Here is a 13,077-nt window from a genome sequence, read left to right as displayed (position 1 = left end):
CGGAACAGTGCCGGCGGTCAGTTGACCTGTGCTGCTTCCTTCGGACGCTCTCCGGGCCACCACCGTTGCACCATCGTGTACGCCGTACCGGCGAGTGCGCCGAGTGTGGCGGCCCAGGTCACGAGCGGCTCACGCTTCCCGCTGTCGCCGAGCAGAGCGGCCAGCAGTTCCTTGCGCAGCCGCAGCATGATTGGTGATGCCACGCGAATGCTGTTGAAATGCCGGTCGTAGCGGGCGCCGACGCCTTCGATCAGGGCTGCCGTCCGCGCAAAGTACACCAGTTCGCCCGGCAGGATGATGGGCCAGTTGAACAGCTCCTGCAGCACCCGGTCGGCCACCACGCGCGCCCGTTCGATGGTGGCCGTGTCGCTATAGGCGATGTCGAGCAGCGTGGCCACGAGGGCGCGCATGGTGTCCGGTGGCGTGCCAGGGGCGACCATACCCAGCGCGTACATGCCGCGGACCGTGCCCTCGGCATCGCGCCGGATCGCCGAGAGGATCGTGTCGAGCAAGGCTTTGCGCGTGGCCACCGGCACGTCGATGACCATGCCGAAGTCGAGCAGCACAAGGCGCCCACGCCGGTCCACCAGCAGATTGCCCGGGTGCGGATCGGCATGAAAGACGCCGTCGCGCAGCATCATGCGGGCGTAGGTCTCGATCAGCGTTTCCGTGAGGGTCTCTGCGCGTACGACCCCTCGTGCCAGCTGCTCGTCCAGGCGGTCGATGCGGGTGCCCTCGAGGAACTCCAGGACCAGCACCGTGCGCCGCGTGAGTGCCGTCTCGACGGTCGGAATGCGGAGCCGCGGCTCGTCAGCGAAGCGTTCGCGCATGCGCAGGCACTGCATGGCCTCACGCTCGAAGTCCATCTCTTCGCGTACATGGCGGTCGAACTCGTCGAGCACCACGCGGAAGCCCAGCACGTGCACGTGTGTCCACCGTGCGTAGACCGCGTTGACGATCTTGCGCGACAGGCGAACGTCGCGGTCCACGATCGCTTCCACCCCGGGGCGCAGCACCTTCACTACCACATCGCGCCCTTCGTAGCGGGCGCGGTGCACCTGACCCAGTGAGCCGGCCGCCATCGGCTCGGGATCGAGGGCCGTGACGATCGTATCCGGGTCGGCCTGCCAGGCATCGGCGAGGGCCGCTCGCAGGGTGGGCCACGGCACCGGGGGCACGCGATCAGTGAGCGTGCCCAAGGCGTGCAGATAGGGCTCGGGGATGAGGTCGGCGCGGCTTGCGAAAATCTGCGCCAGCTTCACGAAGGTTGGCCCGAGGGTCGCTACCTGATGCACGATCGCGTGTGCCCGACGCTCATGGAATGCAGGGCTGCGCTGAAGAGGCGCGCCAAACCAGAGCCATCGCCGCCGGTCGCGGATGAACGATAGCACGAGCGGTGTGAGCCGCCGCAGGATCGTCCAGAGCCGAGTGAGGTCACGAATGGGCATCGGGCCTCACGGCATTGGTTAGCAGCGCCTCCGCATCCAGCCGCGTCAGGGCCACAGACTGCGTCCAAAGCTGCTCAGCGCGCTGATCGTCGCGTGCCGTGCGTGACGGCGTACGCGGCGTGCGTTTGACCCAATAGCGACCGCTCTCGGTCAGCGGCTCGGAGGCGGTCGAGAGCCAGACGAGCGTGTCCGCCCCCTCGTCGGGGGTGATAGATACCACGTCCATGAGCCGACGCAGCGCGCGCCCCATCCGCCCGTTGTTGGTGGCGAAGCGGGTACTCACCACGCCTGGGTGCAACGCCTGCACGTTCACGCGTGCGGGATCGAGACGTCGCGCGAGGGCACGGGTGAACCAGATGTTGTAGAGCTTCGAATTGGCATAGGCTCGCCAGCCTCCGAAGTCACGCGTCATCTGCAGATCGTCAAGGGCGGGCTTCGCGTTCTCGTGCGCACGGCTGGACACGTTCACGATGCGCGCGGGTGCGTCGGGCGCGCTGGCATGCACCAGTGCCGGCATCAGCAGCAGCGACAGCGTGAAGTAGCTCAGGTGATTGAGCGCGAAGGTCTGCTCGAGACCGTCCACCGTGACATGCCGATCGAGGAACATCGCACCGGCGTTGTTGGCCAGTACGTGGATGCGTGGGTAGCGGGTGCGGAGCCGTCGGGCCAGGTCGTGCACCGCATCTTGGCGAGAGAGATCGGCGATGTCCCACTCGAGATCACGGCGACCACTCTGTGACATCATCGCGTTGGCCGCTGCTGCCGTCTTTGCTTCGTTGCGCCCCACCATCACCACGCGGGCGCCACCTTGCAGGTAGCGCCGAACCGCCGCCCGGCCGATGCCGTCGCTGGCGCCCGTGACAACTACCACCTTACCGGCAAACGGGGCGTCGGGAGCGGCTGTCGTCGGGTGCGCGTGCATCGCGAACAACTAAGGGAGCGCCCCCCGCGGGAGAAGGGGCTATGGATGAATGACGGACGCGCCGCCGGGTGACGCCTCCAACGTTCCCGCGTGGGTGACGTCGGATGGCAGGGATTGCCTGCCAGTCAGCGCAGGTTGAGCGCAACGTGCCCCTTCCTTCTAGATTGCAAGGGCCATGACTGTGACTCCCCTGCATGCGCCCAGACCCTCCCGCTCAGCGGGACCGGCCGACCATGGCGCCATTCGCTGGCCCTCGGGGCTAGCCCCCGACACTCCCCCCTCCCGGAACCCGGGTACGGCGCTTGATCTCTCGGTCGTGCGGAGCCTTCGGGTGAATCGCAGCGCCGTGGAGCGGCGGGTTACGGCGCTTCCCGGTCGCCGTACCGTGAAGAAGGACTGGCAGGCGGCCTGGCTACTGCGGGCCATCAGCTGCATGGACCTCACCACCTTGGCGGGCGATGACACCGCCGGCAACGTGCGGCGACTCTGCGCCAAGGCGGCGCATCCGCTGCGGGCCGATCTGGTCGATGCTCTCGGCATTGCCGATCTACGGCTCACCACTGGCGCGGTCTGCGTGTACCACCAGCATGTGGCAACGGCGGTGGCGGCGCTCGCGGGGACGGGTATCCCTGTGGCTGCCGTCAGCACGGGCTTCCCGGCGGGATTGTCCCCCTTTGCGCAGCGCCTCGCGGAGATCCACGCCAGCGTGGCCGCCGGCGCCACCGAGATCGACGTGGTGATCACGCGCGGTCATGTGCTGACCGGCAACTGGGCGGCGCTGTACGACGAGGTACGTGCGTTCCGCGACGCCTGCGGCGAGGCGCATCTCAAGACGATCCTCGGCGTAGGCGAACTTGCGACCCTCACCAACGTGGCACGGGCCAGCATGGTCGCCATGATGGCGGGCTCCGACTTCATCAAGACCAGTACGGGCAAGGAAACATCCAACGCAACGCTGCCAGTGGGGCTCGTGATGACGCGCATGATCCGCGAGTATGGAGCGCGCACCGGTCATGAGGTGGGCTTCAAGCCCGCCGGTGGTATCCGCACCGCCAAGCAGGCGCTCGACTGGCTCATCCTGATGAAGGAAGAACTCGGTGACCGCTGGTTGCGCCCGCACCTGTTCCGTTTCGGCGCGAGCGGTCTGCTCACCGATGTCGAGCGGCAACTTGAGCACTTCGTGACGGGCCGCTACGCCGCGGCCTATCGCCAACCGATGGTCTGAGGAGACGACCCATGGCTACAACCACGCCGCCCTCCACCGGTACATTGGTGCGCGAGCTCTTCGACGCCATGAGCTACGGCCCTGCTCCCGAAGGCGATGCCCCGGTCCGGCAGTGGATCGCAGCGCACGGCGGAACGTTCGGGCACTACATCGACGGCGCATGGGTTGCCGGCGCCGACACCTTCGAGGTGCTCGAGCCCGCAACCGGCAAGCCGCTCGCCCGCGTGGCGCAGGGCACCGCGGCCGACGTGGCCGCCGCGGTGGCCGCAGCCCGTGCGGCCCTCCCCGCGTGGCAAGCGCTCGACGATCATGCCCGGGCGCGCTGGCTCTATGCCATCGCCCGCGGCGTGCAGAAGCACGCTCGTCACTTTGCCGTGCTCGAGACGCTCGACAACGGCAAGCCGGTGCGCGAAACGCGCGATATCGACGTGCCACTCGTGGCGCGTCATTTCTACCACCACGCCGGCTGGGCGCAGCTGCTCGAGCAGGAGTTCGCTGGCCACCACGCGTACGGCGTGGTGGGGCAGGTCATTCCCTGGAACTTTCCGCTGCTGATGCTGGCGTGGAAGGTGGCGCCCGCGCTTGCCGCCGGAAACACGGTGGTCCTCAAGCCCGCCGAATACACGCCGCTTACCGCCCTTCGCTTCGCTGAACTGCTGCACGAGATCGGCCTCCCGAAGGGTGTGTTCAATCTGGTGACGGGCGATGGTGCGACCGGGGCCGCGATCGTCGAGCACCCCGACGTAGACAAGGTGGCCTTCACCGGCAGCACCGACGTGGGCCGCCACATCCGCAAGGTCACGGCGGGTACTGGCAAGGGCCTGTCCCTCGAACTTGGCGGCAAGAGCCCGTTCATCGTGTTCGAGGACGCGGACCTCGACAGCGTGGTTGAGGGCGTGGTGGACGCGATCTGGTTCAATCAGGGGCAGGTCTGCTGCGCGGGGTCACGCCTGCTCGTCCAGGAGGGGGTGGCCGATCGGCTGCACGACAAGCTGCGTGAGCGGATGGAGCACCTGCGGGTAGGATCGCCGCTCGACAAGGCGATCGACATGGGGGCGATCATCGCCCCCGTGCAGCTCGAGCGCATTCGTGCGTTGTGCCAGCAAGGCGTGGAGGAGGGGGCGACCTGCTGGCAGCCGTCGTGGGCGGAGCCGAAGGACGGGTGGTTCCACCCACCGACACTCTTCACCAACGTGGCCCCCAGCGCCACCATCGCGCAGGTCGAGATCTTCGGCCCGGTGCTGGTCAGCATGACCTTCCGCACCCCCGAAGAGGCGGTCGCCCTCGCCAACAACACCCCCTTCGGCCTCGCCGCCAGTGTTTGGAGCGAGAATATCAATCAGGCCCTCGATGTTGCGCCCAAGCTCAAGTGCGGCGTGGTGTGGATCAACAGCACCAACCTGTTCGATGCCGCCGCCGGCTTTGGAGGCTACCGCGAATCCGGCTTTGGTCGTGAAGGCGGGCGGGAAGGCATGTGGGAGTACCTCAAGCCCAATCGTGTGCACGAAGCGGCCCCGCATCCCGTCATTCCGGCATCGGCTGCGCCGCACGAACGTACTGACGCGTCCGATCATCGGGATGTGCCCGATGGCATGCCCGCTATCGATCGGACGGCCAAGCTGTTTATCGGCGGCAAGCAGGCGCGCCCGGATTCCGGCTATACGCTCACCGTGCGCTCCCTGCATGGTACCCGCGTGGGGGACGTCGGTGAGGGGAATCGCAAGGACATCCGCAACGCCGTGGAAGCGGCGCACGCTGCGGGTGCGTGGAGCAAGCTGTCGGGGCACCAGCGGGCGCAGGTTCTGTACTACCTCGCCGAAAATCTCTCGGCTCGCGCCGACGAATTCGCGGCCCGCATCGTCAGCATGACCGGCGACCCGCTCGCCGCGGGTGAGGTGGAAGTGAACGCGGCGGTGTCGCGCTTGTTCACCTATGCGGCGTGGGCCGATAAACACGACGGCGCGGTGCACGATGTGCCCCTTCGGGGGGTGGCGCTGGCCATGCACGAGCCGATCGGGGTGGTGGGCGTGGCCTGTCCCGATCCCTATCCGCTCCTCGGGCTGGTGTCGCTCGTGGCACCGTTGATCGCCACTGGCAACCGGGTGGTCGCCGTGCCGTCGGAGCGTTTCCCGCTGGCCGCCACGGATTTCTACAGCGTGATCGAGACCTCCGACCTGCCCGCTGGCGTCGTCAACCTGGTTACGGGTGCTCGTGACGGTCTCGCCCGGACGCTGGCCGAGCATGACGACGTTGATGCCGTGTGGTACGTGGGTACGCAGGAGGGCGCGACGATGGTGGAGCGGACCTCGGCGGCGAACCTCAAGCGCACGTGGACGGAGTGGACCGGGCGTGAATGGCTCGATCCTCGCGCCGGCGAGGGACGTGAGTTCCTCCGGCGAGCCGTGCAGGTGAAGAACATTTGGATTCCCTATGGCGAATGACGCCGGTATGGCAAACACCGTCGCTCCGATGATCGCGCTGCCTGACTCCCCCGACGCGTTCCGTGACGCCGCCTGGGACGACGTGGTCCCGTACTACGATGCCCTCGCTGCCGTCCCTCTCGACGCAACCTCGGCGACGGTGGAACCGTGGCTTGCCGTCTGGTCCCGCCTCGACACGCTGATCGGCGAAGCGGGGACGCTCGCGATGATCGCGTACACGGGCAACACGGCGGATGCCGCCAAGGAGCAGGCGTACCTGCGCTTCTCCATGGACATCTTCCCCAAACTCGAAGAGCAGCAGGTGCGGTTGGCCCGGCGCCTGCTCGATCTGGGGTGGACGCGTGACGATCTGGAGACCACGCTGCGCCGCTTTCGCACCGATATCGAGATCTTCCGGGAGGCCAACGTCGAACGGTTCTCGCAGATCGAGGAGCTGTCGGCCGGGTACCAGAAGATCACCGGCGGCCTGAGTGTAGAGTGGGATGGCGAGGCCAAGACCATTCCGCAGCTGCAGCCGTATCTCAAGGCGGCCGATCGCGCCGTGCGCGAGCGCGCGTTCCGCCTTGGGGCCAACGCCTACCTCGCGCAGCGCGACGAACTGGCCGACGGCTTCGACCGCATGTACGCGTTGCGCGTGGCCGTGGCGAAGGAGGCCGGGTTCGCCGACTACCAACAGTACTGCTTCGCCGCCAAGCACCGTTTCGATTACACCCCCGCCGACACCGCGGGCTTCCATGATGCGGTACGTCGTACGGTCACCCCCGCCGTGGCGAAGCTCTTGGAGCATCGCCGACGGACGCTCGGCGTGGATGTGCTGCGCCCGTGGGATGTGGGGGTCGACCTCGATGCCAAGGAGCCGCTCAAGCCGTTCAGCACCGTTGAGCAGTTTGTGGGCAGGGCACGCACGATCTTCTCACGGGTTGATGGTGAGCTGGGGCAGCAGTTCGCGCTCATGGCCGACGAGCAGTTGCTTGACCTCGAGAGCCGTCCCGGGAAGGCGCCCGGCGGCTATTGCACCGATCTGTCGTTCCGCGGTCGGCCGTTCATCTTCATGAATGCCGTCGGCGTGCCCGACGATGTGAACACCCTCGTGCACGAGGCAGGGCACTGCTTCCACGATTTCGCAACGCATTCGCTACCGTACACCTGGATGCGCAAGACGGGGCACGAAGCCGCTGAACTGGCGTCGATGAGCATGGAATTGCTGGCCATGCCGTATCTGGTGCAGCCTGATGGCTACTACACGCCAGAGGAGGCACGCGTGGCGTGGCTCGAGCATCTCGAAGACGTGCTCAGTGCTCTCGTGCATATCGCCAGTGTGGATGCCTTTCAGGCATGGATTTATACGAACCCCGGCGGCGCCGATCGTGATGCCCGCGACAGGCAGTGGCTCGCCTTGCGCGCCGAGTTCGAGCAGGGCGTCGACTGGACCGGGCTCGAACGGGAACGTGTGGCTCGCTGGTATCGTCAGCTCCACATCTTCGAGCTGCCGTTCTATTACATCGAGTACGGGATCGCGCAGCTGGGTGCGCTGCAGGTGTTCCGCAATGCCGTGCAGGACGCGGGCAACGCGGTGGCAATGTACAAGCAGTTCCTCGCGCTCGGCGGTACACGTACGCTCCCCGAGTTGTACGCCGCGGCCGGTGCCACGCTCGTATTCGACGCGCCCACGATGAAGGAGCTGGTCGACTTCACCATGGAACGCATCGACGCGTTGCGTGCGGGGGCGGACGCGCCGTTTGCCGGGATCGTCCCGCGGTAACCGCACAGAACCGAGGGGCGGGGGGACGGCTTCCGCGCCTCCACGAGCGCAGCCCCCGATCGTTGCTCTGAAACCTACGGGGCCCTCGCGCAGTATTGATGCGCGAGGGTTCTCTTCTTCCCGTCACCTTGGAGTCTTGATGCGTCGTATTGCGTCGGCAGCCGTCGCTGCCGTGATGATGGTCGGTGGAGCCGTTCGCGCTGAAGCGCAGCAGCCCACGGTGCAGCAGGTTTACGACAAGTTCGCGGATGCCGTGGGCGGTCGCGCAGCATGGAAATCGGTGGTCGGCCGCTCGGACAAGGGCACGGCCAACATCACCTTTGCCGGGATCTCCGGTTCGTACGAACGTCACGAGACGCTCCCGAATAAGGTGCGTATGATCATCGATCTCGGGGTCGCGCGCATCGATCAGGGCTTCGACGGCGAGAAGGGCTGGGTCGACCAGGGCGGCGGTCCGCAGCCGATGCCGGCGGAGCAGGCCAAGGACATGGCCGAGCCACGCGCCGATGGAGCGACGTTCCTCGATCCCGCGCGCTTCACCAAGGCGGCGGTCGTCGGTAAGGAAACGTTCGAAGGGGCCGAGGCGTGGAAAGTCGAAGCCAGCACGAAGAGCGGCCGCACCGTCACCGAGTTCTTTGATGTGAACACCGGCCTGCGCCTCGCTACGGTCAACATGACGCCGATGGGACCGCAGACGGCCATCTACAAGGATTACAAGGAGTTCGAAGGCAAGAAGGTCGCCACCACGCTCATCCAGCGAAGTGGACAGGGTGACGTAATCCTCACCAGCCAGATCGTCACCTTTGGTGTCCCCGACGCAGCCTACTTCAAGCAGCCGTAACGCATCCGGTCGAAGGGTGTCGCGCTCGTTCTGGGTGGGTGAGCCTCGTGCTCATCCACCCAGAATGCGTCCGGCCATCGCCACGCCGCTGAGCCATGCGCGCTCCACCTCGCTCGCGGCGTTCGGGAACGCCAGCGCGAAGTCGCCACAGGCACCTACGCGCGCGCCCGTATCCCAAAGGCAGGTGGCATCCACACCGGCCTCGGTGCGCGCATAGCGCCAGCGATGGCTCGCTGCATGCCGCACAGCACCGGCGATCGCGAGCTGCGCGCGCACGAGCGGCACGAGCTCGGCGCATATCTCGTCGGGAGTGCGTTCGAGGTGGTCGCGGCTCCAGGTGGCACCCGACTGGACCACCCACGCTTCCGCGGTGGGACGCCCCGGCAATTCCGGCTGGCGAATGCAACGCGCCACGCGGTCGTCGTCCGTCTGTAGCTCACCGTGTAGCAGGCGCTCGGTGACGCGCACCGGGGGTGGGGCATCGAAGACCACCATGGTGCTCCAGCACGGCGCCATGGTCACACCGCGCAGCGCGCCCGCGACCGTTGGTGCGGCATCGCCCAGCAGCGTCATCGCCTGCGGCGCGGGCATCGCCAGCACCAGCACATCGGCGCGGTGTTGCTCGCCCTGCTGATCGAGCAGCTCCCACTGCGCCCCGGAGCGCATCGCGCGCTGCACCTGCACACTGGTCTTCACCGGGACATCCGACGCCAGGTGCTTGGGCCATGTGGACATGGCGCCACGTCCCGTATGCATGTCGCCCACGCGCGCAAGATAGCCGTCCGGTTCCCACGACGCCGCATACAGCGACGTCCGCGGGTCACCGAACTGCATCAGCGGCGCCCCGTGATCGAACCGCCACTCGCCCTCGCGCCGCGTGCTCAGGCGCCCACCGACGCCGCGTCCCTTCTCCAGTACGGTCACGGAGAAGCCGTGGTCCAGAAGCGTGCGCGCACAGGCGAGCCCAGACACGCCGGCGCCCACCACGATCACGCTGGGCGCGGCCTCGCGCGCCGGACGCTGCACCCGTCGGCGATACGCCGCGAGATCGAGGCGCTTGAGATGTTCGCCCGTGGGCCGTGGCCGCACCGTGCCGAGCACGCGCACCGGTGGGGTGAAGGGGCGGTCGAATTGCCCGAGACACCAGAGCAATCCCCCGTACGACGCCGGATCACGCCCGTCGAGCGCGTACCGATGGTTGAGGTCGACGAGACGCTCCAGCGCCTGCTCGGCATTGTCCGACCACGCCGGAATGGCCTTGCCCCACGTCATGCGTACGTTGTTGTGTAACTCGCCATGCCGCACGAGCGAACGCTGCGTGGCATCCCACAGCGCGTCACCGGTACGCGCGCGCGCGAGCACCTCCCACGAGTACACCGTGCGGGAATCGCGCTCGTGCGCGGCGAGGGTATCACGCGCCCACCCCGGTACGGCTTCGAGCGTTGTGGGAGACGGATGCCAGTAGCAGAACGCGTAGGCGAGCTCGCGCCACACAAGGAGTTCGTCGAGATACTTCTCCGGCCCGTCGCCGGTCATCGCGTGGCACTCACGCGCGAGGCGGAACGGCGACACCATGCCGTAGTGCAGGTACGCCGACATGCGGCTCACGCCGTCGATCGTGGCGTCGTTGCGCTTGGCGGCGTACCGAGCGAGTCCACCATCGCGTACGAAGGCGTCCCATCGGGCGTAACCCGCGGTCGTGCCGCCGGGAGAGTGCCCCACCGGGCCCACCCCGTGGTCGATTTCGCAACGTGCGACCAGCGCGGGGATGTCTGCCGTGGCCAGCACGACGGGCGTGAACGGCAGCACGGGCGGCACGAAGGGTGCGCCGTGCGCGGGCTGATCGCGCCATGGTGCGCCCACGCGCTCACGGCGGATGGCCGCCGTGTCGTCGCGGTACGCGAACGCGCGAGTGTGCGCCTTCCCCACCAGCGGCATCGGCACTACGCACGCAGTGTCCACGCTCCACACAGGGCACGGTGCGCCTTCGGCGAGGCTGTCCGTCAACCAGTCGAGCGGCGGCACCGGCATGGTCTCGGTGATCACCAGCGCGGCGCGCTGCGTCAGCGCCGCCAGCGCCCGTTCGCGATGTCCCGGGCGTTCGAGGTGAAACGCGTATCCCACGCCTCGGCGCGCGCACTCGGCCTCTACGTCGCGCGCCCCTTCGAGGATGAACGTGTGATGGCGATCGGAGGCGTACGGATACCGCTCGCTGAGCGCATGGTAGACGAAGACCGGTAGCTGCAGGGCGCGGCCGGCGCAGAGCGCCACGTCGAGCGCGGGGTTCTCGTGCGCGCGCACTGCCGTGCGCATCCAATACAGCACGAATTCGGCACGCGCATTGGGGCGCGGGCCGGCCGAGTGGTCGGTGACGCGCTCGGCGAGATGGTCGGGAAGCGAATCGGGTCGGAACACGATGGACAACGCGTTCCGACCCAGACTGGTGCCCACCTCCGGGAGATGCGCGCGTTAGCGTCGCACCACCGTCCCGCCTTTCATCACGAACTGCACGGCGCGCAGCGCACCGATGGTCTTCGTGGGATCGCCCTTGACCGCCACCAGATCGGCGAGCAGGCCGGGGGCCACACGGCCAAACTCCCCCTCGCGGTGCATGATGCGGGCGTTCACGCTGGTGGCGGCCTTGAGCGCCTGCACGGGCGTCATGCCGTACTCCACCATCAGTTCGAGTTCCAAGGCGTTGGTGCCATGCGCAAACACCCCCACGTCGCTGCCGTTGCAGATCGTCACGCCCGAGGCGAGCGCGTGACGGAACATCTGCTTCTTCTGCGTGATGCCGGCCGGATCGGGGTCGACGCCCTTCTTCCATCCACGGTAGCGCGTGGTGCTTTCGGTGGCGGCCAGCGTGGGGCAGAACGCGACCCCCTTGGCCTTCATGAGCGCGAACACGTCGGGCGTCGCGGCGTCGCCGTGCTCGATCACTTCCACGCCGGCCACCACGGCACGGGTGATTCCCTCGATCGTACTGGCGTGAGCGACCACCGGTCGGCCGCTCGACGAGGCGCTTGTCACGATCGCCCGCCACTCGTCCGCCGTAAAGGTGGGGCGCGCCTCGCCACGCGGCCCCCACCGATAGTCCGCATAAATTTTGATCCAGTCGGCGCCGTGCCCGATCTGATCGCGCACCACGCGTGTCACCCCTTCCACGCCATCCGCTTCCTCGGCGCCCTGGGGCACACCGATTTCGGCGCCGAATCCCTTGGGACCGTACGACCCCGTGGCCACGATGGCTTTGGTGGTCACGAACAACCGCGGCCCCGGAATGATCCCTTGCTCGACCGCCTCCTTGAGCCCCACGTCGGCGTAGTCGGCCCCTTCGGTCCCGAGGTCGCGCAGCACCGTGAAGCCGGCATCGAGGGTCGCCCTCAGGTGATTCACGGCGCGCGCCGTGCGCAGCGCCAGTGATTCGCGCAGGACCTGATCGTTCCACGGGGTCTCGTCGTACGGATGCAGCAGGACATGGCTGTGCAGGTCGCTGAGCCCCGGCAGCAGCGTGGTCCCCGGCAAGGCGATGCGCTCCGCATTACCCGGCACCGGCAGCGACGCCAGCGGCCCGACCGCCGTAATGCGCTGCCCCGTGACTACGACGGCCCACCCGGGTTGCGCCTGATCGTTCGTGCCGTCGAAGACGGCGTCGGGGACGAGCAGCACCGGACGCGGTGCCGCCGCCGCGCCGCGTGCCGGGGACTGGGCGGGCAGGGGTGTTGGTCCCGAGGCGAGCGGTATCGCGAGAACGAGCCCCAGCAACGTCGAGGCGGTGCCGATGGACGTCGTGCGAGGGCGGGGAATGCGTGCGCTCATGAGATGGGGCCGATGGCGGCGTGCTCGCCGGTCGATTGTGCGGAGGGAACGATGCCGGCCACTCCGCCCGACACCACGAAAGCCATCACGTCGGCGCTGGCCACGTCGACCGGCTGCACCTTCGAGGCGCTCACCACGTACAGCTGCCCCGAGAAGTTGTACGAGTGCGGGCAGTACACCGCCACATACTCGGCCAGCCCCAGATGCCGGAGCGATTCCTGCGTGACAAACCCCATGAGCCGCACGCTGTCGTCGGGGGTGATGCTCACGATCACCGGCTTGTCGAAGCGCCGCTTCTCGCCCACGAAGGCATTGAGCAGATCCTTCGTGGAGCCATAGAGCAGGCGGACGAAGGGCAACCGGGTCATGATCGCTTCCAGCGCCGCCACCGCCGACCGCGTAAGCAGGTTGGAGCCCAGGAAGCCGAAGATCGTGATCAGGACGAGCGTGGCAACGAATCCGGCACCCGGAATCGGCAGCCCCAACCAGCCGTCCACGTTCGTGAATACGATCCAGCACACCCATACCGTTACGGCCAGAGGCGCGAGCAGAACCAGCCCACGGGCGAAGTAGCCGAGTAAACGTCTCATCGATGTCCTCGCGCGGCCGGTCGGGCCGT

Annotated in this window: 9 protein-coding genes; 4 read left to right on the top strand and 5 right to left on the bottom strand. The window is 67.5% G+C overall.

Translation table 11 applies throughout. From position 1 onward, the window contains the following. Nucleotides 1-17: 17 nt before the first annotated feature. Both ACIQ51_RS07640 and ACIQ51_RS07635 read right to left on the bottom strand, forming a co-directional pair. Nucleotides 18-1,448, bottom strand: coding sequence for an ABC1 kinase family protein (locus ACIQ51_RS07640; RefSeq protein WP_396204438.1), 1,431 nt, complete (start codon nt 1,446-1,448; stop codon nt 18-20). Then, a complete protein-coding gene (locus ACIQ51_RS07635; RefSeq protein WP_396204437.1) occupies nt 1,435-2,370 on the bottom strand; it encodes an SDR family NAD(P)-dependent oxidoreductase in 936 nt (311 codons plus the stop codon). Before ACIQ51_RS07635 ends, ACIQ51_RS07640 begins: the two co-directional genes overlap by 14 nt. A 175-nt stretch (nt 2,371-2,545) precedes the next feature. Here ACIQ51_RS07635 and deoC point away from each other — a divergent pair, with 175 nt between their 5' ends. The 4 genes from deoC to ACIQ51_RS07615 all read left to right on the top strand — a co-directional run bounded on the left by deoC (nt 2,546) and on the right by ACIQ51_RS07615 (nt 8,639). Next, complete coding sequence (gene deoC, locus ACIQ51_RS07630; protein WP_396204436.1) at nt 2,546-3,595, top strand: deoxyribose-phosphate aldolase; 1,050 nt, start codon at nt 2,546-2,548, stop codon at nt 3,593-3,595. Nucleotides 3,596-3,606: 11 nt separating this feature from the next. Next, nucleotides 3,607-6,036, top strand: coding sequence for an aldehyde dehydrogenase family protein (locus tag ACIQ51_RS07625; protein ID WP_396204435.1), 2,430 nt, complete (start codon nt 3,607-3,609; stop codon nt 6,034-6,036). A 28-nt stretch (nt 6,037-6,064) separates the two neighbouring features. Further along, nucleotides 6,065-7,798: a M3 family oligoendopeptidase gene (locus ACIQ51_RS07620; RefSeq protein ID WP_396204434.1), complete on the top strand. Its 1,734-nt coding sequence runs from the start codon at nt 6,065-6,067 to the stop codon at nt 7,796-7,798. A 139-nt stretch (nt 7,799-7,937) separates the two neighbouring features. Further along, entirely contained in the window at nt 7,938-8,639 is a 702-nt protein-coding gene (locus tag ACIQ51_RS07615) for a hypothetical protein (RefSeq protein ID WP_396204433.1), read from the top strand. Between the two features lie 51 nt (nt 8,640-8,690). On the opposite strand, the gene ACIQ51_RS07610 is transcribed toward ACIQ51_RS07615, so the two are convergent. From ACIQ51_RS07610 to ACIQ51_RS07600, 3 genes are read right to left on the bottom strand one after another with little or no spacing between them, the layout of a single operon-like run. Then, nucleotides 8,691-11,054, bottom strand: coding sequence for an FAD-dependent oxidoreductase (locus ACIQ51_RS07610; RefSeq protein WP_396204432.1), 2,364 nt, complete (start codon nt 11,052-11,054; stop codon nt 8,691-8,693). A 54-nt stretch (nt 11,055-11,108) separates the two neighbouring features. Then, nucleotides 11,109-12,458 carry an amidohydrolase family protein gene (locus tag ACIQ51_RS07605; protein ID WP_396204431.1) on the bottom strand — a complete coding sequence of 450 codons (1,350 nt, stop codon included), beginning with the start codon at nt 12,456-12,458 and terminating at the stop codon, nt 11,109-11,111. Continuing rightward, nucleotides 12,455-13,048 (bottom strand): DUF502 domain-containing protein, encoded by a 594-nt coding sequence (locus ACIQ51_RS07600; protein WP_396204429.1) that lies wholly within the window; start codon nt 13,046-13,048, stop codon nt 12,455-12,457. The genes ACIQ51_RS07605 and ACIQ51_RS07600 overlap by 4 nt, the downstream gene beginning before the upstream one ends. Nucleotides 13,049-13,077 lie beyond the last annotated feature (29 nt).

Origin of the sequence: Gemmatimonas sp. (assembly GCF_044344655.1) — a bacterium.
Classification (GTDB): Bacteria; Gemmatimonadota; Gemmatimonadetes; order Gemmatimonadales; family Gemmatimonadaceae; genus Gemmatimonas.
This window is presented reverse-complemented; position numbering and strand designations above follow the sequence as displayed.

Bases quoted from the DNA above. Each gene is read 5' to 3' on its own strand.
- ACIQ51_RS07620 (WP_396204434.1), top strand. From the start codon at position 6,065: ATGATCGCGCTGCCTGACTCCCCCGACGCGTTCCGTGACGCCGCCTGG.
- ACIQ51_RS07625 (WP_396204435.1), top strand. From the start codon at position 3,607: ATGGCTACAACCACGCCGCCCTCCACCGGTACATTGGTGCGCGAGCTC.
- ACIQ51_RS07605 (WP_396204431.1), bottom strand. From the start codon at position 12,458: ATGAGCGCACGCATTCCCCGCCCTCGCACGACGTCCATCGGCACCGCC.
- ACIQ51_RS07615 (WP_396204433.1), top strand. From the start codon at position 7,938: ATGCGTCGTATTGCGTCGGCAGCCGTCGCTGCCGTGATGATGGTCGGT.
- deoC (WP_396204436.1), top strand. From the start codon at position 2,546: ATGACTGTGACTCCCCTGCATGCGCCCAGACCCTCCCGCTCAGCGGGA.
- ACIQ51_RS07635 (WP_396204437.1), bottom strand. From the start codon at position 2,370: ATGCACGCGCACCCGACGACAGCCGCTCCCGACGCCCCGTTTGCCGGT.
- ACIQ51_RS07640 (WP_396204438.1), bottom strand. From the start codon at position 1,448: ATGCCCATTCGTGACCTCACTCGGCTCTGGACGATCCTGCGGCGGCTC.
- ACIQ51_RS07600 (WP_396204429.1), bottom strand. From the start codon at position 13,048: ATGAGACGTTTACTCGGCTACTTCGCCCGTGGGCTGGTTCTGCTCGCG.